This is a genomic window from Sphingobacterium sp. HMA12, assembly GCF_002933815.1.
Classification (GTDB): domain Bacteria; phylum Bacteroidota; class Bacteroidia; order Sphingobacteriales; family Sphingobacteriaceae; genus Sphingobacterium.
In genome coordinates this window covers 1,749,246-1,773,728 of sequence record NZ_BEYR01000001.1, presented here as the reverse complement: position 1 = coordinate 1,773,728, position 24,483 = coordinate 1,749,246, and the positions used below count along the sequence as shown (strand labels likewise).

Annotated in this window: 21 protein-coding genes; 12 read left to right on the top strand and 9 right to left on the bottom strand. The window is 40.2% G+C overall.

Going from position 1 to position 24,483, the window contains the following annotated elements:
* Positions 1–65 precede the first annotated feature (65 nt).
* The gene (locus tag HMAT_RS07690) at positions 66–770 is read right to left on the bottom strand and encodes a DsbA family oxidoreductase (RefSeq protein ID WP_104382161.1); all 705 of its coding nucleotides are present in this window, start codon (positions 768–770) and stop codon (positions 66–68) included.
* Positions 771–880: 110 nt separating this feature from the next.
* On the opposite strand from HMAT_RS07690, the gene HMAT_RS07685 reads away from it, so the two are divergent.
* Positions 881–1,696 carry a patatin-like phospholipase family protein gene (locus tag HMAT_RS07685; protein ID WP_158655661.1) on the top strand — a complete coding sequence of 272 codons (816 nt, stop codon included), beginning with the start codon at positions 881–883 and terminating at the stop codon, positions 1,694–1,696.
* Positions 1,697–1,780: 84 nt separating this feature from the next.
* On the opposite strand, the gene HMAT_RS07680 is transcribed toward HMAT_RS07685, so the two are convergent.
* Positions 1,781–2,692: a glycerophosphodiester phosphodiesterase family protein gene (locus HMAT_RS07680; protein ID WP_104382159.1), complete on the bottom strand. Its 912-nt coding sequence runs from the start codon at positions 2,690–2,692 to the stop codon at positions 1,781–1,783.
* Positions 2,693–3,056: 364 nt separating this feature from the next.
* Here HMAT_RS07680 and topA point away from each other — a divergent pair, with 364 nt between their 5' ends.
* The 3 genes from topA to cmk are packed head-to-tail and all read left to right on the top strand — an operon-like array spanning position 3,057 to position 6,567.
* On the top strand, positions 3,057–5,456 hold the full coding sequence (gene topA / locus HMAT_RS07675; RefSeq protein ID WP_104382158.1) for a type I DNA topoisomerase: 2,400 nt from the start codon (positions 3,057–3,059) through the stop codon (positions 5,454–5,456).
* 2 nt (positions 5,457–5,458) lie between these two features.
* Positions 5,459–5,872 (top strand): hypothetical protein, encoded by a 414-nt coding sequence (locus HMAT_RS07670; RefSeq protein ID WP_104382157.1) that lies wholly within the window; start codon positions 5,459–5,461, stop codon positions 5,870–5,872.
* Positions 5,872–6,567: a (d)CMP kinase gene (gene cmk, locus HMAT_RS07665; RefSeq protein WP_104382156.1), complete on the top strand. Its 696-nt coding sequence runs from the start codon at positions 5,872–5,874 to the stop codon at positions 6,565–6,567. Before HMAT_RS07670 ends, cmk begins: the two co-directional genes overlap by 1 nt.
* A gap of 60 nt (positions 6,568–6,627) precedes the next feature.
* On the opposite strand, the gene HMAT_RS07660 is transcribed toward cmk, so the two are convergent.
* From HMAT_RS07660 to HMAT_RS07645, 4 genes are all read right to left on the bottom strand, one after another.
* Positions 6,628–6,921 (bottom strand): hypothetical protein, encoded by a 294-nt coding sequence (locus HMAT_RS07660; RefSeq protein WP_104382155.1) that lies wholly within the window; start codon positions 6,919–6,921, stop codon positions 6,628–6,630.
* A gap of 163 nt (positions 6,922–7,084) precedes the next feature.
* Positions 7,085–8,284, bottom strand: a complete 1,200-nt coding sequence (locus HMAT_RS07655) for a pyridoxal phosphate-dependent aminotransferase (protein WP_104382154.1) — start codon at positions 8,282–8,284, stop codon at positions 7,085–7,087.
* A gap of 96 nt (positions 8,285–8,380) precedes the next feature.
* Positions 8,381–8,755 (bottom strand): DUF1573 domain-containing protein, encoded by a 375-nt coding sequence (locus HMAT_RS07650; RefSeq protein WP_104382153.1) that lies wholly within the window; start codon positions 8,753–8,755, stop codon positions 8,381–8,383.
* A gap of 98 nt (positions 8,756–8,853) precedes the next feature.
* On the bottom strand, positions 8,854–9,714 hold the full coding sequence (locus tag HMAT_RS07645; protein WP_371412041.1) for an SIS domain-containing protein: 861 nt from the start codon (positions 9,712–9,714) through the stop codon (positions 8,854–8,856).
* A gap of 206 nt (positions 9,715–9,920) precedes the next feature.
* Here HMAT_RS07645 and recQ point away from each other — a divergent pair, with 206 nt between their 5' ends.
* The 3 genes from recQ (at position 9,921) to HMAT_RS07630 (ending at position 14,117) form a co-directional block, all read left to right on the top strand.
* The gene (gene recQ, locus HMAT_RS07640; protein ID WP_104382151.1) at positions 9,921–12,110 is read left to right on the top strand and encodes a DNA helicase RecQ; all 2,190 of its coding nucleotides are present in this window, start codon (positions 9,921–9,923) and stop codon (positions 12,108–12,110) included.
* Positions 12,111–12,128: 18 nt separating this feature from the next.
* Complete coding sequence (kdsA, locus tag HMAT_RS07635) at positions 12,129–12,944, top strand: 3-deoxy-8-phosphooctulonate synthase (protein ID WP_046672855.1); 816 nt, start codon at positions 12,129–12,131, stop codon at positions 12,942–12,944.
* Between the two features lie 99 nt (positions 12,945–13,043).
* On the top strand, positions 13,044–14,117 hold the full coding sequence (locus tag HMAT_RS07630) for an SGNH/GDSL hydrolase family protein (protein WP_158655660.1): 1,074 nt from the start codon (positions 13,044–13,046) through the stop codon (positions 14,115–14,117).
* A gap of 120 nt (positions 14,118–14,237) precedes the next feature.
* Here HMAT_RS07630 and HMAT_RS07625 read toward each other — a convergent pair whose 3' ends face one another.
* A complete protein-coding gene (locus tag HMAT_RS07625; RefSeq protein WP_104382149.1) occupies positions 14,238–15,533 on the bottom strand; it encodes a DEAD/DEAH box helicase in 1,296 nt (431 codons plus the stop codon).
* Positions 15,534–15,586: 53 nt separating this feature from the next.
* Entirely contained in the window at positions 15,587–15,916 is a 330-nt protein-coding gene (locus HMAT_RS07620; RefSeq protein ID WP_104382148.1) for a multidrug efflux SMR transporter, read from the bottom strand.
* A gap of 221 nt (positions 15,917–16,137) precedes the next feature.
* Here HMAT_RS07620 and HMAT_RS07615 point away from each other — a divergent pair, with 221 nt between their 5' ends.
* The 5 genes from HMAT_RS07615 (at position 16,138) to HMAT_RS07595 (ending at position 23,562) form a co-directional block, all read left to right on the top strand.
* Positions 16,138–18,384, top strand: a complete 2,247-nt coding sequence (locus HMAT_RS07615; RefSeq protein WP_104382147.1) for a sensor histidine kinase — start codon at positions 16,138–16,140, stop codon at positions 18,382–18,384.
* Between the two features lie 12 nt (positions 18,385–18,396).
* Positions 18,397–19,029, top strand: coding sequence for a response regulator transcription factor (locus HMAT_RS07610; protein WP_104382146.1), 633 nt, complete (start codon positions 18,397–18,399; stop codon positions 19,027–19,029).
* A 98-nt stretch (positions 19,030–19,127) separates the two neighbouring features.
* Positions 19,128–21,188: a hypothetical protein gene (locus HMAT_RS07605; protein ID WP_158655659.1), complete on the top strand. Its 2,061-nt coding sequence runs from the start codon at positions 19,128–19,130 to the stop codon at positions 21,186–21,188.
* Positions 21,181–22,464: a hypothetical protein gene (locus tag HMAT_RS07600; RefSeq protein ID WP_104382144.1), complete on the top strand. Its 1,284-nt coding sequence runs from the start codon at positions 21,181–21,183 to the stop codon at positions 22,462–22,464. The genes HMAT_RS07605 and HMAT_RS07600 overlap by 8 nt, the downstream gene beginning before the upstream one ends.
* Positions 22,465–22,611: 147 nt before the next feature.
* Complete coding sequence (locus HMAT_RS07595; protein WP_371412030.1) at positions 22,612–23,562, top strand: YihY/virulence factor BrkB family protein; 951 nt, start codon at positions 22,612–22,614, stop codon at positions 23,560–23,562.
* Positions 23,563–23,708: 146 nt separating this feature from the next.
* On the opposite strand, the gene HMAT_RS07590 is transcribed toward HMAT_RS07595, so the two are convergent.
* On the bottom strand, positions 23,709–24,422 hold the full coding sequence (locus HMAT_RS07590; RefSeq protein WP_104382142.1) for a hypothetical protein: 714 nt from the start codon (positions 24,420–24,422) through the stop codon (positions 23,709–23,711).
* Positions 24,423–24,483 lie beyond the last annotated feature (61 nt).

Here is a 24,483-nt window from a genome sequence, read left to right as displayed (position 1 = left end):
TACCAAATTTGTTTGTCGTTATAAGCTTGCGAAAATAGTAAATTAAACTAAAACTTTTTCTTTCTTTACTCACATTTTCCGGTTTCAGGATCACAGGAAGACCCATCTTCACCTCTTTGTTGCAGCGGGGCGACCTGACTCGCCAAACATTCTTTGATTGTGTTGTGAAAAACCTCCATGGGTTGTGCACCGGGAATGGCATATTTACGGTCAAAGACAAAGAAAGGCACCCCGCGGAGACCAAGGTTGACTCCTTCTTGGATGTCCTGACTGACATCGTAAGCATAATTGTCAGAGGCCAGAAGTTCGTGGATATCCTGCTCGGGAAGGCCTGCAAGTTTGGCCAGCTCAATGAGGGTGGAATTATCGTTGACATCCAGACCATCCGTAAAATGTGCTTTGAATAATGATTTTTTCAATGCTGTTCCTTTGCCTTGTGCCTGTGCAAAATGAATAAGGCGGTGTGCCTTTTTAGTATTTACAATGATCGCTTTATCGAAATTTAACGCAATACCCAATTCTTTCCCCTGCGCACTGAGCTGTCCTGTCATTGCCACTATATCATCCATGCTCATTCCCTTTGTCCGGACTAGATAATCGTACGTTGGTATTCCTGCAGCGTCATCCGGAAACTCGGGGTTAAGCTGATAGGATTTCCAGGTGATCTCTGCTTGAACCTCAGGCCCAGCTTCCTGTAGCGCCAGCTCCAGCTTTGTCAAACCAATATAACAAAATGGACAAATGATGTCCGACCAAATTTCTATTTTCATAATTCTTAATTTACTCCGTATATTGTAATCAAAAATACATATAATAACGATGATTATCGGATTACATTGTTGGGGCAATGTCAACATCATTAGAATGCAGGTTTAAGCATATGTCAGAGAAAGATTTTTTGAACCGTAAGGTAACACTCGTCCTGGGCGGCGGCGGGGCAAGAGGATTGGTGCATATAGGCGTTATCCGTAAATTGGAGGAAATGGGCTTTGAGATAGATGAAATTGTGGGTTGTTCTATCGGTGCGCTGGTCGGGGGGATCTATGCACAGGGAAAGATGGATGTACTGGAAGACTGGATGCATAATCTCACGAAGAAATCGGTTTTCAATATGATGGACTTTAGTTGGAAGGGGTTGGGAATGATGAAAGGAATCAAAGTTTTCAATGCGTTGAAATCGGTGATTCCGGATGCAAATATTGAAACTTTTCCCATTTTATTCAAGGCTGTCGCGACCGACCTGAACTATGAGAAAGAAGTTGTCCTGGATTTTGGAAGTATGTATGACGCGATCCGCGCCTCCATTGCCATACCAGCCGTATTTACTGCGGTAGAGGAGGATACCCATGTCTATGTGGATGGCGGAGTGCTCAATCCTTTGCCGATCAACCATGTCACAAAAAAAGAAAATTTAATTATTGCGGTCAATCTGGAGTCGAAGCCAGATAAACAATATTCTGTTATCAAAAAGCTGGACACCAAGACTTCAAATTCCCTGGATATCCTTCAGGCATCCTATTATGTCATGCGCCGAAAAATGAGTCGTATGATCATTGATCTCTACCATCCGGATGTTGTTGTGGATATTCCTTATAATATCTGTAATTTATGGGATTACCACCGTGCAGAATTTCTTGTTCAAAAGGGCAGGGAGTATATCGATAAGGCCCTTAAAAATAAGACCAAAATAAAGTAGCCATTGGCTGTCTTATTTTGGTCTATATGATCTAATCAACCGTCTATTACATCCGGATTTGTTCTGTTATTAAATAGCAGGATTTTAAAACAGATTCGGATAATCACTGATTATCCCGTCCACCTTCAGTACTTTTAGCTGTTCTATTTCTGCTTTTGTATTTACCGTCCATGGAATAATCTTAACATTAGCTTTGTGGTATTGCTTGACAAAGTCGCGGTTTACCAACTTATAGTGCGGGCTGATGATGAAAGGCGTAAAGCCTAATGCTGCGATTGTCTCCGCTGCATTTTTTGTATAATTGGCATCAATCAGATACGATACTTTTATTTGGGGGTAAGCTTTGTTTAGGTACTTGACCGCCCGAATATCAAAGGACTGAATAACAGTGCGAGCTGCAATCTTTTTCTCAGTAATCACCTGTATCATTAAATCAACAAATTCTTCCACTCTAGGGTGATAAATGCCGTCCTTGTCCGCGCTGCTTTTTACTTCGATGTTATAAAATAGGGGTGCCTTTCTCTTTTGAAGCGCATAAGCTTCTGTACTATCGATCAGGTCAGCGAGTTTTGCAATGCGAGTCACCTGTTTTTTTTGTTCAGGAAATTCTTTGTAAAACTTCGAACCAATATCATACTTAAGCAGATCTTTATAATTTATTGCAAAAATTTTCAAGGATTTGTCCTTCTCCGCAAGCTCACTGCCATCCGGCTTCAATACAAATTTTGGATTGAGATAGTCGTCGTGAAAAACAACAACTTTACGGTCTTTTGTGATATGGCAGTCCATTTCCAGCGTCGTCACTTGGGGTAGGTCGATGGCATTTATCATTGCAGCAATGGACTCCTCTGGGTACAGGCCTCGTCCCCCACGGTGTGCTTCCAAACTAAGTTTAGGAAAGCTGTTTTCTGTTTTTGCAGAATCTTTCATAACTGAACAAGATGCAAATGGTAATAATAGACCCAAAAAGGCTATTCTAAGAAAAAATCTTTTCATTTATTATTATATTTAAAACAAAATAAGGGTAGATTATCCCGTTTTGAATAGGCGAATATACATAACCTATTTTATTTTTGACGATTTTGAATGATTGATTTCCTCTCTCTCGAAAGTGTTTTCGAAAGCGTACAAACTAATATGAATCGTCAAAATTGTTGAAATGAAGATAAACGAAGTTTTAAGGCGCTATTAATATCATTCTTTGTAGGAAGAAAGACGCTTAGCGGACAATTGTAGCGTGATTGAAAATAGAGCAAGACATTTAATATATAATAAGGAAATCTATTTTTTTTGTCTTTTTTGCAAGAAATTATTGTCATTCCTTTTAGAATTCCCTTTATTTGCACAAATCTCAAATTAGATGGCGAAAAATTTATTGATAGTTGAGTCTCCCGCGAAAGCAAAAACGATAGAAGGATATTTAGGAAGCGACTTTTTGGTAAAGTCGAGTTATGGACATATCCGTGACTTGGTGAAAACCGATGATGCGATTAATACAGAGAAGAATTTTGAACAAAAGTATGAAGTTCCCTCTGATAAAAAAGCAGTCGTGAGTGAGCTGAAGAAATTAGCTAAGTCAGCGGAAACTGTTTGGCTTGCATCCGATGAGGACCGCGAAGGGGAAGCTATTTCCTGGCATTTATTTGAGACATTGGGATTGAAGGACGAAAGTACAAAACGTATTGTGTTTCATGAGATCACCAAACCTGCTATACTGAAAGCCATCGACAACCCCCGTAAAATAGATTATAATCTTGTCAATGCACAACAGGCGAGACGAGTTTTAGATAGATTGGTGGGTTTTGAACTATCTCCAGTTTTATGGAAAAAGGTGAAGCCTTCTTTATCAGCAGGCCGTGTACAATCTGTCGCAGTTCGATTAATTGTAGACCGCGAACGTGAGATTAACAAGTTTGAACCGGAGGCGGCTTTTAAGATTGTTGCATTTTTCCATACGGGCAAGATTAAAGATAGTTTTAAAGCCGAACTTCCGCAACGATTTGCAACAGAAGCAGAGGCGACACGATTTTTGGAAGACTGTAAAGCAGCTTTGTTTGCGGTTAAAAATCTGGAAACAAAACCATCAAAACGCTCACCAGCTGCGCCATTTACCACATCAACCTTACAACAGGAAGCAAGTAGAAAACTTGGCTTCTCTGTCGCTCGGACGATGCAAGTTGCTCAACGTTTATATGAGTCGGGACGTATTACCTATATGCGTACAGATTCCGTCAATTTGAGTGATACGGCTATTGAAGCGGCAGAAAAAGAAATTAAATCGGCTTATGGTAATCAATACCATAAAGTAAGAAAATATAAAACAAAAACTTCGGGTGCGCAAGAGGCGCACGAGGCTATACGTCCTACCTATTTTTCAGAACATACCATTGAAGGTGATTCGGCTGAGAGGAGACTATATGAGCTGATCTGGAAGAGAGCAATTGCATCTCAGATGAGTGAAGCAGAATTTGAACGTACGCTGGCAAAGATTTCCATTTCTACGCGTCCGGAAGATCTGAATGCTTCAGGAGAGGTGATGAAGTTTGACGGTTTTCTGAAAGTCTATATGGAATCCGTAGATGATGATCAGGAGACGACACTGGACGAAGATAGCGATAACGCCATCCTTCCACCATTGACCGTTGGATTACAACTGACGTTGAAAAACATGTCAGCGACGGAGCGCTTTACAAGACCTCCGGCACGTTATACGGAAGCGGCATTAGTAAAAAAATTAGAGGAACTAGGTATCGGCAGACCTTCTACCTATGCGCCGACTATTTCCACAATTCAAAATCGTGGTTATGTTGTCAAGGAGGAACGGGAAGGAAGGTCTCGCGACTATCGGGTATTGACGCTTGAAAATGCCGAATTGAAAGCTGTCACCAAAACAGAAATTACAGGCGCCGAAAAAGGAAAAATGTTCCCCACTGATATCGGTATTGTCGTGAATGATTTCTTGGTAGAACATTTTAATGGCATTGTAGACTTTCACTTTACGGCGAATGTCGAGAAAGAGTTTGACGATATTGCGCATGGATTGACCGAGTGGACAAAAATGTTGCACGATTTCTATGGCCCTTTTCACTCCGAAGTGGAAGATACGCTTGAAAATGCTGATCGTGCCAATAACGAACGTGAACTAGGTATAGATCCAGTTTCCGGAAAACCGGTTTCTGTGCGTATCGGAAAATTTGGGCCCCTGGTTCAAATCGGTTCGCCAGATGATGAGGAAAAACCTCGATTCGCATCTTTACGCAAAGGGCAGATGATTGAAACGATTACCTTTGAAGATGCCATGGAGTTGTTTAAACTTCCAAAAAAAGTAGGCATATTTGAAGATAAGGAAATGACAGTTGCCATCGGTCGATTTGGACCTTATATCCGTCATAACTCCGCTTTCTATTCCTTGCCAAAAGGAGTAGATCCGTTGGATGTGACCGAAGAGGAATGCATTCAGATTATTCAGGAGAAACGTCAGAAAGATATTGAAAAAGTGATTCGTGTATTTGATGAAAATCCGGATGCACAGATCGAACAGGGCCGTTGGGGACCATTCATACGTTTTGGAAAGCAGAACTTGAAAATTCCGAAAGGAACCGAAATTGAAAAAATCAGTTATGAAGATGTGCTTAAGTGGGCGGAAGCGGATGCACCGAAAGGTAAAACTGTGAAAGCAAAAACTGCCGAAAAGAAAACAGTTACAAAAAAAGCGACAGCAAAGAAGGCCCCAGCAAAGAAAACGACAAAGTCTAAATAAGGATGAAAGCAGATTTGCCAGAAAATATAGTAAAAGATATTATGATTGCCGTGGTTTTGGAAGGCGAGACCGTGGAGACAAAAAACTGGACGGTGTACGTTATTAACGATAAAAATATAGCGATACAGAATGTGCTGATCAGCTCAAAAGGTTACGGTGAAAAAGATGGTCGCCAGGTAACCACCACCACTTTGCGGCATTTCATCGGAAATATCGAAGCAAAATCCTTTGATCGGGTGGAGGCAATCGACGAGCAGGTATTTGGCCTGACCAATGAATATTGGTTGAGCTTCTATATTGACAATATTATTTACGATAAAAAATATATCTTTTTACCCGAAAGCATCGTCGATGGCAACCTGACGAAGGTTCCCTTGGTAAATAAACCCGGTGTCATCATAGGAGGAAATGAATAATGAGTACAAGACACAATTTTATCATTGCCATAGATGGTTTTTCTTCCTGTGGAAAGAGTACGTTGGCCAAGGCTCTGGCTAAAAAATTAAAATTTGCCTTTATTGACAGCGGCGCGATGTACCGAGCAGTGACGCTCTATTTTATCCGTCATCATATTGCTTTGGACGATCAACAAGCGATTGATAATGCCTTAAACGATATCCATATTGACTTTATTCCAAACGCCGTCAAAACAGAGATTCACCTGAATGATGAAGATATCTCGGAAGAAATCCGTCAGATGTATATTTCCGATAAGGTTAGCGAGGTCAGCGCGATTAAAGCGGTGCGTACCGCCATGGTTGCGCAACAACAAAAGTTGGGCAGCCGTCGAAATATCATTATGGATGGCCGTGACATTGGTACCACGGTGTTTCCGGATGCCGATCTCAAGATCTTTATGACAGCTGAGCCTAAAGTTAGGGCCGCTAGAAGATACTTGGAACTAACGGAAAAAGGGGAGGACGTCACACTTGAAGAGGTGGTGGAGAATCTTGCCAATCGGGACCGAATTGATAGTACCCGTGCCGAGAGTCCATTGCGGCAAGCCGAAGATGCCATTGTACTGGATAACTCAAATTTGACTCCAGAACAACAGTTGCATTTTGTCGAAGAAGAATATCTGAAAGTTAAAGCAGCTAGAATAAAAGCATAACTATGTACATAACAAAAGATGCCGATTTTTCAATCGGCATCTTTTGTATTCTGGCTCCAGCTATTTGATACTATTGATTTGCTGTTGCTCAAGTAATTTGTCAACGTTGTTTTTTTCTCCAAACTCTGCAGTCTGTTCTTGAAAAGATTCCAGTAGCGCTTTGATAGCGTCTGAATTATCCGCTGTACGTTGATAAATCTCAGGAATTGTCTTTTCAATATTCTTATCTCCGAGCTCGATGTTATCAACTTCGATTTTGCCTATTTTTTCTAAAACAGCTTGTTGACTGTTTCTGACATCTTCTAACTCTCTTGCTATTTTTTCCATCAATTGGAATTTCTTCAATTTATCCATATGCAATATCTTTAGTTATACTGTAATAAGAACAATGTCGCTCGAAACTTTGTTTTGTTTTTTTTAAAAAACTGAAAAAAAAGAGGCTTTATCACTTGTTGTGGTGCAAAAAAAAGCCAGTCCTTATTTTGGACTGGCTGCAAGCACGGTTATGCTTTGCTTTTTATTTTGTTCTTCCGGGGTATACCTCCAGCGCTTTTTCCAAACAGGTCAATGCGTTTTTAAGATCATTCTGATTCAGTACATAAGCCAATCGAACTTGATTTGTTCCGGCACCATCTGTACTGTAAAAACCAGTCGCTGGAGCCATCATGACCGTTTCATTATTATGAGAAAACTCTTCCAGCATCCATTGGCAGAATTTATCCGCGTTATCTATGGGCAGCTTGGCAACCACATAGAATGCACCGCCGGGATTAGGGGAGTAAACGCCTTCAATTGCATTTAATCCTTTGACTAGGGTGTCTCTTCTCGCTGTATATTCTTTGGATACTGCTTCAAAGTAGCTATCTGGTGTATCTACAGCAGCTTCTCCCGCAATTTGGCCTTCCATCGACGGGCTTAAGCGCGCCTGCGCAAATTTTAATGCGGTCTGATAAAGCGCTTTGTTTTTAGTAATGATGCAACCAATACGAGCACCACACGCTGAATAACGTTTAGAAACGGTGTCAAAGATGACGACATTATTTTCAAGACCTTCTAGGTGCATAGGGGATATAAACTCCCTGCCATCGTAACAGAATTCACGGTAGGCCTCATCCGAAAATAGATAAAGATCATATTTAAGACAAAGTTCACGCAAAGCTTCCAGCTCCTCTCTCGAATAAAGGTAACCTGTCGGGTTGTTGGGATTACAGATGCAGATTGCTTTTGTTTTTTCCGTAATTACTTTTTCAAATTCAGCAATGGAAGGCAATGCAAATCCACTTTCGATATAGGACATGATCGGTTTGATCACAATATCAGATGAGCAGGCAAAACCATTGTAATTCGCATAGAAAGGTTCTGGGATAATCACTTCTTCACCTTCATTCAAACATGCTTGCATGATAATCGTGATTGCCTCAGAGCCACCATTGGTCACCAAGATATCTGTAGGTTCAATATTGTAATTTAGCTTATTATAATATTCGGCTAATTTTTTACGGTAGGAGGCCGTACCTTCAGAAGGTGTATAAGCCCAAACTTTGAAATCAATATTTTTCAATGCATTAAGCATAATTTCAGGTGTTTGGATATCAGGTTGCCCGATATTTAAATGGTATATTTTTTTACCATCTTTTTTTGCTTGATCAGCATAAGGCGTCAGTTTTCTGATTGGTGACGCAGGCATATTCAGCCCTTTTTCTGATATTACTGGCATTATAGTTTTTTTAAAATTAGTTGTGCAAAGCTAACCAAAATAAAACGAAAAAAGCCACATCAGGATGTGGCTTTTTTCGTTTTATCTGTCGGATTTTTATTCCACAATCCCTTTAATATAAAGCGTCTTTACAGGTGTTTTCGTATTTGATTGTACCGTAAAACTTTTGGTAAAAGGTGCTTTCGCCGCGGCGTTATAAGTAACCTTGATAGTTCCTGTTTCTCCCGGTTTGATAGGCGTTTTGGTAAATTCAGCCACCGAACAACCACAGGTAGGGACTACGTTTGAAATAATAATAGGCTCGCTGCCTGTATTTGAAAATTTAAAATTATATGATACAGGTGTTCCGGCTGGAATTTTGCCGAAATCATGTGTTTCTTTTTCAAATTTAAATTCCCCTTGGCCAGCCTGCATAGACGATAAACCGATAAAGGAAATGATCACTGCTAAGATTGTTATATACTTTTTCATGCTTCTAAGATATTACTTTGTGATTAAAATAGTACAACTGATATGCCAAATGTAGTATTTATTGCTAATTTATTACTCATCTAACAACTTTATTACAGTTAGATTATGCCTTCTTTGAGCAGGTCTTGTATATGAATGACGCCATCATAGTTTCCATGGTCCGATACCAGCAGCTGGGTGATATTGTTCTCCCGCATAATATGGAGCGCATTGGCTGCAAGTTCGTTTTTATCAATCACCTTTGGCGAGTTGCCCATAATGTCTGCAGCGTTGATTGTCGCCAGGTCGGTGTGTCTCTCCAGCATGCGGCGGATATCACCATCGGTAATAATACCCTGAATCTGTGTGTCCTTCAAAACAGCTACGGCTCCGAGCCTAAAGTGTGTAATGGTGATGATGATATCTCTGATATTGGCATTCAATTGTACGCTCGGTTTGCCGTTTTGATCAGATAGGTCTCCGACTTTTAAGTAAAGTTTCTTACCCAGGGCTCCTCCTGGATGGTATTTTGCAAAGTCCTGGTCCGTAAAATCCCGGCATTCCTGCAGGACAACCGCCAAGGCATCACCCATGGCCAACTGCGCAGTGGTGCTTGAGGTTGGTGCTAAGTTGTTTGGACAGGCTTCTTTCTCCACCGTCGTATTCAGGATATAATCCGCATTTTTAGCCAAGTAGGATTCTGTATTACCAACCAAAGCAACCAGCGTGTTTTTCGTTTGCTTCAGAAAAGGAACCAGCACCTTGATTTCTGGGGTATTGCCGCTTTTAGAGATGGCAATGATCAAATCATGCTGTTGAATAATACCTAAATCCCCATGGATGGCATCGGCTGCATGCATAAAGATGGACGGTGTTCCGGTAGAATTCAAAGTGGCAACAATCTTTTGTGCTATGATTGCACTTTTTCCAATGCCTGTGACGATTACCCGACCTTGGAGATGCAGGATTTTATTTATCACGGTAACAAAATCATCATCAATATATTGAGCCAGAGCAGCTACTGCTTTCGCTTCTTCTTGAATAGCCTGAATAGCTATATTTTTTATTTCGTAGTTGTTTTTCACAAAAAATACTCTTACTTTTATGTATTAGAATAGATTGCAAAAATAGATTATTTTTCAGGATTATTTCTTCATTTATCTATCTTATTTTTGCCCAAGGCGCAATGGAAATAGAAAAATCACTTTTCGACAATTTACAGGATTTTTTTGGTTTTGATACTTTTAAAGGAGATCAAGAGGCTATTATAACCAGTATTCTTCAAAAGAAGGATACGTTTGTTATTATGCCAACCGGGGGAGGGAAATCAATTTGTTATCAACTGCCAGCACTCATGAGTGGGGGAACTGCAATTGTAATTTCCCCGTTGATTGCTTTAATGAAAAACCAAGTTGATCAGCTTCGTGCATTCGGCGGCGAAGACAGTATCGCTCATTTTTTGAACTCCTCACTGAACAAGAGTGAAATCACCCGGGTAAAGGAGGATGTGCTTGCGGGCAAAACCAAGTTGCTGTATGTCGCTCCTGAATCACTTGCTAAGCAAGACAATGTGGAGTTTTTGCATCAGATAACCGTGTCTTTTGTGGCCGTAGATGAAGCGCATTGTATCTCCGAATGGGGGCACGACTTTAGACCGGAATATCGCAAAATACGGCAGGTTATCAATGAGATAGGGGCGAATATTCCTATTATCGCCTTGACAGCAACTGCTACTCCAAAAGTGCAATCCGATATTCGCAAAAACTTACAGATGAATGATGCAGTACTGTTCAAATCATCATTCAACCGAAGCAATTTATACTATGAGGTACGTCCCAAAAAAGATGTCGTCAAAGAAATCGTACGGTTTATCAAGACAAAATCCGGTAAGACAGGTATCGTCTATTGCTTGAGCAGAAAGAAGGTGGAGGAAATAAGCGAGGTATTGAACCTGAATGGGATCAAGGCACTGCCTTATCACGCCGGACTTGATGCGAAAACCAGAGCTGATACACAAGATAAATTTCTGATGGAAGATGTAGAAGTGATTGTCGCTACAATCGCTTTTGGAATGGGGATTGACAAGCCTGATGTCCGCTATGTTATTCACCACGATATTCCGAAATCCATGGAAGGCTATTACCAGGAAACTGGCCGGGCCGGCCGGGATGGAGGAGATGGCTACTGTTTGGCTTTCTACTCAGAAAAAGACGTCGAGAAGCTAACAAAATTCATGAAAGATAAACCTGTGGCCGAACGTGAGATCGGTACACAGATACTCAAAGAAGTCATTGATTATTCCGAATCAGCAGTCTGCCGCCGTAAACAGATTCTTCATTATTTCGGTGAAAATTTTGACGAACAGGGTTGTAGCAACATGTGTGATAATTGTCGTTCGGAAAAAGAATATTTTGAAGCCGAAGAGTCCTTGAAAGATATATTAGGATTTATTAAGGAACAGGGCGAGAAATTTGATGATCATCATGTCATTAATGTCATGATCGGACAGAACAATCAACCTGTATCTTCCTATAAACATGACGAACACCGCTTGTTCGGTTCAGGAAAAGAGAAAGGCGTCATTTATTGGAAGTCTTTGGTAAGACAGGCTGTACTGGATAATTTTATTGAGAAAGATATTGACCATTATGGCTTGCTGAAACTGACCGACATCGGTCGACGTTATCTGGACAATCCATATCAGTTAAAGTTTGTTTTAAACCGCCCTATTGAAGGCGGAGAGAGTACAAGTGGAGAAGATGCCGGTCATGGGACCGGAGCACTCGACACGACTTTATTGGGTATGCTCAAAGACTTGCGTAAAAAGATTGCCAAGAGTAAATCCCTTCCCCCTTTTGTTATCTTTCAAGATCCTTCTTTGGAAGAGATGTGTACACATTATCCTGTCAATATTGACGAATTAAAACAGATTCAAGGTGTAGGGAATGGTAAAGCGATTAAATTTGGCGCTTCCTTTATCGCGCTGATCAAAGACTATGTGGAGGAAAATGAAATCGACCGTCCTGTAGACCTTGTTATCAAAAGTACAGCTAATAAATCTGCGCTGAAAGTGGCGATTATCCAAAATATTGACCGCAAGATCGCACTGGATGATATTGCTGCAGCAAAAGGGATTACCTACGAGGAAATATTAAAGGAAATCGAAACGATCGTTAATGCAGGTACAAAGATAAATATCAATTATTTTATTGATGAGATTATTGATGAGGACCGCCAGGATGAAGTGTACGATTACTTTAAAACAGCTGAAACTGATTCGATCAACGATGCGCTTAAAGAATTGGGAGGAGACGATTATACGTTTGAAGACCTCCAACTGATGCGTATCAAATTTTTATCTGAATTAGGTAATTAAAATTTTTATATAATTTATATGATCAACAAATACATTCCTGAAATAAAGAATGGAACTTCGCAGAATTTCTTTTTAATGGCTGGACCATGTGCGATTGAGGGAGAGGAAATCGCTTTGCGAATTGCTGAAAAAATTGTTACGATTACAGATAAACTTAACATCCCTTATATTTTCAAAGGCTCGTACCGTAAGGCCAACCGATCGCGTTTGGACTCTTTTATGGGTATAGGTGATGAAAAAGCGTTGAAAATTTTGGAGAAAGTTGGGAAGACTTTCGGCGTTCCGACCGTAACGGATATTCATGAAAGCCATGAGGCGGAAATGGCAGCGGCATATGTTGATGTCCTTCAGATCCCGGCATTTTTATGCAGACAAACGGATCTACTGGTCGCTGCGGCAAAAACCAATAAAGTCGTTAATGTGAAAAAAGGACAATTTCTAAGTGCTGGATCCATGAAGTTTGCTGTAGATAAAATTGTGGAGTCTGGCAATGAGAAAGTCTTTTTGACCGATCGTGGCAATACGTTTGGCTACCAGGATCTGATTGTTGATTACAGGGGAATTCCTGAAATGCGTTCCTTTAATGTGCCGACAGTAATGGACTGTACACATTCACTTCAGCAACCGAATCAGACATCTGGAGTAACTGGCGGAAAGCCAGCATTGATCGAAACCATTGCCAAAGCAGCGATTGCTGTGGGTGCTGATGGCCTATTTATCGAAACCCATCCTGATCCTGCAAATGCAAAATCTGATGGCGCAAACATGTTGCACCTTGACCTGCTTGAAGGACTGATGGAAAAATTAGTACGTGTTAGACAAGCTATTTTATAGTATAATAAATAAATCGCGATAGAAAGGAGCCAATAGGCTCCTTTTTTAATCAATTCAAACTTAAATCTAAGTTACCGCATGTTTTCAAAAGTTTCTTTCATGGCATTCATGCTGTTCTCGCTTTCGTTTGTCAAAGCACAGCAAAATTACACCTGGTTTTCACCGCTTGAAGATAAACACGTCGAAGGCCGGCTTGACAACCAAAAGCTGACCGCTTTTAACCGACTTCCAGATGAACTGGAGAAACAAGTCCGTAAACCTGTATGGGAGCTGGGGCAAAATGCTGCTGGGGTCTATATAGATTTTCAAACATCGGCGTCAGAAATAACTGTGCAATATCAAGTCGCTGGTGGATTGAATATGCCCCACATGCCTACTACAGGTGTGAGCGGCCTGGATCTCTACGCCTACGATAAAACCAATAAAGACTGGAAATGGGCCTATGGTAATTATGATTTTTCAGATACCATTTCTTACACATGGAAAAATATTGGTAAGAATGATAACTTTAATTATCGTTTATACCTTCCTTTATATAATACAGTTAAATGGCTAAAGATAGGTGTTCCAAGTCATGCGAAATTAACATACACACATACCGCTACGTTAAAACCCATTGTGGTCTATGGAACCTCTATCGGCCAGGGGGCATGTACCAGCCGTCCGGGACTTGCCTGGACAAGTCAGGTAGGTCGTATTTTCGATAACGAAGTTTTGAATTTATGCTTTTCGGGGAACGGCCGTCTTGAACAACCTATCCTAAATGTCATGAATCATGTGGACGCAGCATGTTATGTTTTGGACTGTATTCCCAATCTGGCGATTACAAAATCACTGACGGAAAAACAGCTGGATTCCTTATTGGTCAACGCAGTTACATGGCTGAGAAAAGACCATCCGACAACGCCGATCATCTTAACACAGCATAGTTCAGGAAATATGCCTACGGTTTTTAATGAAGATAAAAATAAAGAATATCAACAAAGCAGCCGTGTCCTAAAGGCAACATTTGAAAAGTTACAATCTCAGGGTGTTCGCCAGCTTTTTATGTTATCTAGTGGGGAATTGGGGCTGGACTTAAATTCTACAGTAGATTATGCCCACCCCAATGATCAGGGAATGGAACGTATCGCCAATGCTTATATTAAACTACTGAAGAATGTGCTAAAATAAAACTTTCATGCTCTCGTAAGCACATTCCGGCCAACAAATTAGGCATAGCGAGCGCATGGTTACCTGAATGAAAAAGATACGAATCAATAATAAAAAAGGGAAGTGCTTAACTTCCCTTTTTTATTTCTTTTTTAATTTCATCGTCATCTTTGCTTTTTCACCGCCGCCATAATTGAAAGTTTTAGCATTGCTTTCTTTCTTTTGATGAAATGCTCCACCGCGGGAACTGTCTTCCTGTTCGTCCTTGGTTGCTTTTTTCTTTTTATCATTTGCGGGATTGTAGATCTGAAGATCCTCTGGCAGATCCAATATGTCCATTCTCTTGCCAACAGCCTGTTCGATTTTTCTGACCATAGGAAGTTCCAGATCGGTCGAAAATGTCAATACTACGCTATCCTCATTTTGCTCATTCTTGACTAAATGATTTAAAAAGTCCTCCTTTTCATTTGGTAATTCAAATTGAAAAATAAAAGGAATATTGGCGAGATCAACCGCATTCGTATTTTCGCGGGCAATGATTAATACGCGGGAATGTTCATCTTCTATAAAATCTGTTGTTGATTCGTAACCAAAATCATCATAAAACAATGGATTTAAAATAGCGATCTCCGTTTTGTTCTGTTGAAATAAGCTGCTTGCCAATTTTTGCGCCGTAAGCTTTGAATTTACAAAAACAATCACCTTTTGAAATACTTCTTTATCCTGCAAAAGGTAATTTAACAAATTGATCTTGGTGGTGAAGTTGGGTAGCTGATACAATAAAAGATCCAAGGTGTCAATGGTTTCATTTTCCAGTTCATCGACTTCCACCAATGCGTAATCCTCATTTAGATGCGTATCTATCATGTCATATAGTTTCTGATGCGCAACGGTACTAAAGATCAGGTGTTGTACTTTACCACAGCTTTCGGCCAATTCCCTTACAGGATTTTGCATGCCCTGTTTGATGATTTCTTCTGCATCATCAATAATTAATGTTTGGATACGGTTCAGATTGAGCGCTAATTTGAGATAGATTGCCCGGGCTCGGTTAGGTGTAGCTACGACAATATCCTTTCCGGCAACTAATTCTTCTATTTCCTCTTCCATACTTCCACCAGCTCGTAAGCCGATAATGCGAAGATCTCTATTTTTACTGAGTTGATAGAATTTTTCAACGATCTCGTCGATGCGCTCTTCATTGGGAGCAAGGATTAAAAACTTAGGTGCTTCATCATTTGTGAATTTTAATTTCATCAAGGTTGATAATACATAAGTTGTAGTCTTGCCAGCTCCTTCAGGAGCAATCGCAATCACATCTTGTCCGCCAAGAATTCTGGAAATACACCTACTCTGAATTTCCTTTGGAGCCAAATAACCGAGCTCGGTCATTGTTGCAGTCAATCTTTTGCTTAGTTTTAGTTTCTCTAACGACACGTATCCTATAGTTTATGTAAGCTGCAAAAATACACATTTAGTTTTGAGATCAGCTAATGTGCGCCCATTTTTGAGAATACATTAATAATAATAACCCCAGCGACAATCAATATCATTCCGATCACTGCAGCTGTATCGGGGATCTGTTTGAATAAAATCATACCGATCAATGTAATGGCAACAATACCAATGCCCGACCAAATGGCATAAGAGATACCTACCGGCAAATATTTCAGTGTTATACTCAGGAAATAAAAAGCGATAATATAACCAATGATGCAGATGAGAGTTGGTTTCCATAAACTAAACCCCTCGGATTTTTTCAAAAAAGTAGTAGCAAAAATTTCAGCTGCGATAGCGAGGAATAAGTATATATATTTCATCTTCAAGAATTTTTTTGTGACCTAGCAATTTTATACAAAGCTACACTTTTTGCTTTTTACTTGCTTCCAACGGCATTGTATTTGCAAAATTTTGGCGATTGAAATGATGCCGATACGGCGGATCTATGTGGATCTGACAGATTTTGACGGCGATTATAATTGTTTATAATGGTAAATTTATCTAAGTTTGACCAATCCACTAATGGGAATTAATAGACTTTATGGGGTATATTCGTGTTTTTTTTAAAACCTTTGTTATATGCTTAGTTTTTCTATTCTCTTGCTGTCAGCTACATGCACAGGAACATTTGCAGGAGTTACAGAAATCATATTATAATCTTCCCTTGGGAAGTAAAGAACGTTTTCTGCTGACCGGAAAATATGCGCAGGCGCTGTATTTTAATAATGAGAAAGCATTGGCGAGCCAACTGCTCAACGATAATATTCAACTGGCCAAAAATTATCCGGATAAACAATACTACGCTTATTTAAATTGCATTGCAGCAATGAATAGCTACAATGATCATCTCTTTGAGAAATCACGCTTTTATCTGGAGCATGCAAAGTCCGTTCTGCCCATTATCAACGACAACAGTACCAAGGGGTACGTTTATTATTGTGATGGCTGGATTATGACAAGACAGAGCAAAGAAGATCAGGCAGTTTCACAATTTCACAAAGCAATTTCCTTTTTGGAAAAGGCTCCTCAAACCGATGCCAACATTGCGCGAAAATTGGCTATTTATAAGGAATTAACAGCTATTTATGCCAATCAACGGAATTACGATTTTCAGGAGAAATACACGAACCTTTTGCTGGAAACAGCCAAATCCGGCCGCAATGTAAGTACTTTATTCGATGCCTATATGCAGGCCGGCTATCTGTTTGAGGAAGAGTATCGGTCAAATCAAACAGACCCAAACATATTGAAAAAAGCCGAAGAACATTACCTCGAAGCTTACAGAATAGCAAAAAATAATCAGAAGAATCTTGTTAACCCAACGGATATGGCTTATGTTTCCGTTAATTTAGCAAATCTATATCATGAGTTCTATCCCGAAAATTCGGCTAAAAAGGCCACTTCATTTGCTCAACAAGCTTTAGAAATTGCGCAGGAGACCGGCCAATATGCCCTTACAGTACCTGCTTATGGCATATTGGCGGATGAGGCGTTCAAAAATGGACATCGGGAGCTCGGAAAAAAGTATTTACAGCAGGCGCTTTATAACTTACAGCGGGAACCACATTACGATTATCAGGTAGGGCTCAGTCTTTACAGTAGACTTGCTGAAGTGAGCGTCGAAGAAGGTAGGTATGAGGACGCATTTCAGTATCAAAAGAGTTATATCAATGTTTTCGAGGAAGCTTTCAATTCAGATAAGCTGGATAAAACCAAACAACTTGAAATCAAATATGAACGCGAACTGCACAACCAAAAATTAATGCGGCTGCGATTGGAGGGGGAGAAAAAAGAACAACAGATCAAGTTGATGAAAGCCCTTAATGACCGGCAAAATCAATTGGTTGAGAACTTAAAGTTAAACGAACTAAATCGGACGCAACAGTTGAAGGTGCTTCAGCTGGAACGAGACAAAAAGGAAAAAGACCTGCAATTAAGCCGCCTGGAAAACGAACAGCGATTGCAGGAGCTTGATGTTTCCAAACAGGAAGTTGCTTTTAAATCACGGATGAACTCGATATATATCTGGTTGTTTATTAGTTGTTTGATTGCTGTTGTCTTGCTTTTTTATGCCTATTGGCAGCGATCCAATACGTTGAAGCAAAAGGAGCATTTACATGGCCTTGAGATCGAGAAAAATAACCAGCAGCATGCGATTAAAAATCTAACCGCCATGTTGGCTGGAGAAGAGAAAGAGCGGACACGTTTAGCCCGCGATTTACATGATGGTCTGGGGGGATTATTGTCGAGCACAAAACTGGGGTTGTCCTCGCTCAACGATAAGGGATCTGATCAGCCCGCAGTTAAGGAAGGTATTACGCGGAGTATAGAACTATTGGATGATGCCGTCGATGAGTTACGTAAACTCGCACATAACCTGATGCCGGATCTGATTGTAAAATACGGTTTACAGGAAGCCCTAAGGGATTATGCGGCGCGTATGAGTCAACCGACTTGCCAGGTAGAGTGCGAATTTCTTCAATTTGAATCACATTTAAGTGTAGAACATCAGATCTCCCTGTACAGAATTATTCAGGAACTTGTGAACAATGCGTTGAAACATGCCGAAGCAAGCAATATCTTCATACAACTTTCTGTACATAATGAGCGTTTACATATAACGATTGAAGATGATGGTAAGGGATTTGATACCGAAAAGGTAGATTTACAACATTCCGCAGGAATGCACAACATACAGTCAAGGCTTTCTTTTCTACATGGTGATATGAAGGTTATGTCTGCGCTAGGTGAGGGCACTACCATAGAAATTGAAATGCCGCTTGTTTAATTATAGTGTAAAATGATAAAGATAGCGATTACAGATGATCACCCTCTTTTGTTGGAGGGACTAAAAAATATTATTAATACCCATGAAGATTTTGAGGTGGTGGGTATGTATGCAAGTGCTGTGGACTTATTTAAAAACATTGCATCAGATGCGCCACTTGTATTGTTACTGGATATCAATCTTCCCGATGCAAATGGAATTGATCTGGTAAAGGGATTGAAAGAGAGCTATAAAGAATTAAAAATTATAGCTTTTAGTGTTCATAACGAACTGGCTGTGATCAATAGTATATTAAATGAGGGAGCGGACGCTTATCTTCAAAAAAATGCCACCGGCACTGAGATCATTGCCGCCATATCCGATGTTCTCGTTGGTAAACGTTACATCTGTGCGAAAACCCAAGTCATACTCAATAAGAAGACAGAGGCAGGACTGAAGCAAGTTCCCAAACTTACCCGTCGCGAAAAGGAGATACTGACCTTTGTGGCCAAAGGAATGACAACCAATCAGATTGCTGAATCCTTATTTATCAGTTCACATACCGTTGAAAGCCACCGTAAAAATTTAATGGAAAAATTTCAGACAAAAAGCGTGACTGCGGCCGTGAAATCCGCCATAGAATATGGTTTGATACGCGAAGCTTAAAGGAAATACACGAATTACCTGAATTCAGGGATGAGAATAGCCTCTTGCATTTGATACTTTTGATGCAATAGATAAGTAGTAGAAAGTATCAAATGTATATGGTTATATCAAATTGTTTATTCCGCTGTCGGGGAAGAAAATTGCTTCGTTATGGTTTTGGTGTAGTATTGTGCTTAGGAGCTGGTTTCGGTACCGTTCGTGCGCAGGCTTTTGTAAGCAAAATACCCGCTGGATCGAATACGGTCGTGGCTATTAATCTCGCCAAGGTCGTCGAAAATGCTGAGGCTTCAACATTGAATAAATTGTTGGATCGTATCGGTTTTTTCAAACATTTTGAAAAGAAAGACATTGATCTGCAAAAAGATTTTCAGCAGACTGGTGTCGATGTAAAAGGGGTAGCTGTATATTACAGAAATGATAGGGATAGTTTGCTATATGGCGAGCTGATTCTCCCGATCGCTGATATGGATCGTTTTGAAAGATTGCTGAAGATGGAAGGAACTTCGCTTCCCGCCATAAGCGGTTATAGTCGTTTTAAAACAGCGGATGGACAATTACTTGCTTGGAATGCTAAGGAGCTTAGGGTGCTGAAGGGAGAGGTTGGGCCAACTTATTTTGCCAACGATTCTATTGCAGGTTTATATGGTATTGAAAATATAGGCTATGCCGCCGCGGCGGTATCGGCGGCTACTGCGGCAGCAGATAAGGCCGAGGCTGCCGCTAATTGTGCTGATTCTGTATTAATGGATTCCACCGCTATGGAGTGGGAAGCATATGACTTTGATACATCGCAAGCTGAGGTACAGCAAGAGGAAGAAGAGCCATTGGAGGTCTATGAGAGTGTGCAGAACGCCGAAACAAGTGTGTATGACAATCAGATCAACTATGATTCACTTGATACCGCTTTTGAGGAAGTGAATAGACGAAATGATTCCATTAAAAATAGATTGTTGGAAAAATGGCTGCTGCATGAACAAGAACAATTATTGAGCGGAAAATATCCAAATATAAGTGCACAGGAGCAGGCTCGATTATTAAAGAATGTAGATCTGGCGCGTGTGTGGCTACCCCAAATTGACGGCTTTTATAAGGGACTTCATTCTGTACGCTCGATTGTGGACGCCTATTATAATACAAGTAATTTCTCTTTGGAAAGTGGATATAAGGACATGTTCTTTGATCTGGCGCAACAACGAAATAAAATTACACTGAAAACCAGTGTAACCTTGGGGAAAGACCTAATAAGCCTAACCAAAAAATTGTACGCCAGAAAGCCCAATCCGAAATTCGCAAAGTATTTAACAACCGAAACATTCGGGTATTTTAATGTCAATGTGAATACCGAAGCATACCTCAATGAAATACCAGTATTTTTTACAAAAAACCTAAAAAAATATTTTGGAAAAGAAAATGAGGTTCTTGAGCTTATGGCCCTCGGACTTGAAATTGCACTGGATGAAAAGGCTATCTCCAAAATTATGCCCGGCGATAATTTGGTCGTTGTCAATGGAATCACTAATTTAAAGATCGACTATGTTGACTACGATTACGACGATAATTACGATTTAAAGGAGGTTCATAAGAGCAAGGAAGAGAAGGTACCTTCTTTTATCTGGATGTTTACATCCAAAGATCAAAGAATCTTCAAAAAAACATTGGATGTCGCTGTATCAAAGGCCGATGCAAGCTTTGCGGGAGGTATTTATAAAATCAAACAAGGCAATGGCAAAGATTTTCCATTGTATCTTATGTTCAACGAAGACCTGGTAATGATCAGCAACGATAGCCTGCAACTAAATAAAATTTTGCACAAAGATAACTTTCCCACCAAACTCAATACATCGTTTGTTAAGCTTATGAAAGGAAGTAAATTTTCTGCGGCTTTCCAAACAAAGGAGATACCGGGGCTGACAAAAGATTTGAATCTCGTATTGGGTAATAGTTGGCGCGCTACGTTAGATGAATTGAATAATTATGGTAATTTTACGTTGAGTTCCAAAGGAATTGTTGGTGATAGATTGGAAACAGATTTGCGACTTGAGTTACCGACAAAGGCAAACAATGCGCTACAGTTTGTTATCAACCAATTGCTAGATGGAATTGTGCCGGATGAACAAGCCGAACTGGATAAACCAATTGATGTGACTGACAATGATTAAAAAAGGAATAATTTGGACTTTAGGTATTATCGTAGGATTAGCGATAATAGGCTGGGGCATTTATATCGTTAGACAGCAGCAGTCGTATAAATCTGTCGTTCATAAGAGGACGAAGGCATTGTTAACAATCTCTTTGGATGATATCTTGTTGAACCAACTCTTTGATAAATGGCAGACAGCACCGAAAGGAGGGCAGGACTTCGCTAAAAAATTGACTAAGCTAAAAGATAATGGAATCGATATCAAGGCCAATGTATTTCTTTTTTCCCTTGAAGATAGTGCGAAAAACTTCTATGCATTTTTTGATCTGAAAGATGAAAAGCAATTTTTGACCTTTTTAAAAGAGGGTCTTTCCGTTGATTCCATTGAAAATAATGTTGCTCCGGGAGTGAATTATGCTTACCAGGAGACGAATAAAATTGCATTTGTCTGGAAAGGTGACGCTCTATTGGTGGGATTAGGCTTTCATCTCGACAAAAAGAAGGAAGAAATGCTCCGGTTGATTCAATCGGACACTGAGCGCGTTTCTATTGACAGTTTCATCAATCATCCAAGCGAATTAACACGTAAATCGTTGCGTTATAGTGATATTTCTACAAAAAATTTTATTGAATTTGACTTGAAAGGCAACCGCGTTGAGATTGTGGGGGAACTGCAGTCAAATACATGGAATTTTCCGCAAGAATATCTTGTCCGCGAGCTGGTCGATGCGGATTACATCAGCAAAGGCTGGATCAATTTTCCGGACAAACGTTTGAAAACCGTGATAAAGGATATTCTCGTTGATCTTCCGTTAGCAGCGGACTCGATTATGGCGCATGCAAACGGGAATTATGTTGATATAGAAGTTTTGAATAGTCAAGTTGTACAAACGGATACCATCATTAATTATGCTGTCAACGACAATTTTGAAACTGTGGAGGAGAAAACTCCCTATGAAAGTAAAGTACCTAATGTTAGGTTGAGCATAAGAGGTGATGCGGGCTTACCAAAGTTTTTGCCCAATAAATTATTTTACCAATGGTTTCAGAAAAGAGATGATCAAGTCAGTATCTTATCTACCGCCCCAACGATAGATAGATTACAGTCAAAATATGCAAAAACGAATAGTCTTTCACACGTGGCGATTCATCTTGCTGACTGGCCGAATGGTCTAAAAGTGGCTCCGGTCTTAATGCTAAAAGCCGTTGCTTCAGATATGGATCTGAGTTTGAAAGTTGTCCGCTCCAATCAGCTTATTCTACAGGGTACCATTCGGGATTATTCGCATGAATAAAAAGGGAATTCGCCAATAAACCCGCAGCGTTTCTTCGTAAATTCAAAACATTCTTTGCCAGTAGGTGGTTTATTCATATTAACAAAGACCACCACTATGGATATAAGGACTAAAAGTCGAAGTAAAATAAAGACGTACTGGCGAATTTTGAAGAGTTCAGTTGCGGGGTTTCTCAATGAAGATTCCATGAAATATAGTGCTTCCTTATCTTACTATACCGTTTTTTCCATTGGCCCGATACTCGTGTTGATTATTGCCCTTGCGGGCATATTTTATGGCGAAGATGCCATTGAAGGGAAGGTGTTTATGGAGTTACGGGGACTAGTGGGGAACAGTGCCGCCAAACAGATTCAGGAAGTTATTCAAAACCTCGAACTATCGGGCAAATCTAATATGGCCCTGTTGATCAGTAGTATCACTCTGATTTTAGGAGCAACAAGTGTATTTGGGGATATCCAAAATTCGATCAATAAAATCTGGCATGTACGGGCCAAGCCAAAGAAAGGCTGGTTGAAGTTAATCCAGGATCGTTTGTTGTCTTCTTCCTTAGTCATCGGTCTGGGTTTTTTACTGGTGGTCACCCTGATCATTAATGGTGTAATTTTGGCATTAACGGGGCAATTACAGCGCTATTTTCCCGATATGACAGTCATGTTGCTTGACGGGATTAATTTTGCGATATCGTTTGGGATTATATTCGTACTTTTTAGCATTATCTTTAAAGTGCTTCCCGACGTCAATATTCAGTGGCGTACTGTACGTGCCGGCGCCTTATTTACTTCGATTTTGTTTGTACTGGGCCGCTACCTGATTGGAATATACCTCGAACATTCGGCTACGCAGGATACCTATGGTGCGGCAGGTTCCTTTGTCTTGATTTTACTATGGGTGTATTATACGGCTGCCATTTTATATTTTGGAGCGATCTACACCAGAGAGTACGCAACCGTGATGGGTATTCCGATTGAGCCAGCTCAATTTGCCGTACATGTGGAAACTCAGGAGATCGAACGCGCGGGCGGCGAGATTCCTCCAGCCCCGCTTACGCAGGAGGAGAAACAAGTCGTAGCTGACCAAACAGATGATTTCAAGGTGTAAGACGCAAATAGTTTATAGGCAGAACTCACATCGTCATGATTAAGCGTTTTTCGTATCGGAATTTGTAATATATTCGCACTGTGTAAATTATGATTTGTTAAGTCCAGCGATTTGGCTTATTTATACATCAGCAACCTTTTAAATTCCTATTGAGACACTGTTTCTTCGGTGTCTATTATATTTTGCTCACGATACAATTTTTTGCCAATAATGCCTTTATCCCCCAGTGCCCGTCCCTTAATAAGCCATGAAGTGCCAAACAGAAATAGTGAAAGTGCTTCAAAGACCAATGTAGCATACTCAAAAAGCTTAAATGGGATTAAGGCAATACAAAGGATTATGCCATAACCGCAAAATCTGTAGATGTTATTTTCATTGACCATGCTGATTGGAATTGCTGTGTTGAGCGCTTGCCCAATTGTAAATACGTGAATAGAAAGGATGGCAAAAGTGAGAAAAAGTACGGCGGAAAATCCATAATGCAGTTCCTTTAAGCCAAAGGAAATCAATGTACATTGTGTACAGCTGGTACCGATCGGATCCGTCGGTACCAATGCAACTCCAATAGCCATGAATCCCGCAAGGTTTGTGAGGAGGTTATCATTCTTCCAGAAGACTTTATTGCCATTGCCCTTATAACAAATTAAGAATAAACCTACAGCGCATAATGTTCCTGTAAAAATTTCCCGAAGGTTTGAGAAGTAATAGTGACTTATGGAAGGTTGAATACCGGTCCCGAAAAACTTGAATAACGAAAGTGATACCAAGATGATGGGCAAAAAAATACCCAAATAACCGATAGCCCTGCGTAATCTTCGATAGGCAAAAAGATTTTGGTGCTGAATTTTATTGATATGCATAAATAGGGTACTGAATAGGTTCTCTTTTTTGGAAGTTAATAACCAACAATCATAACTGATC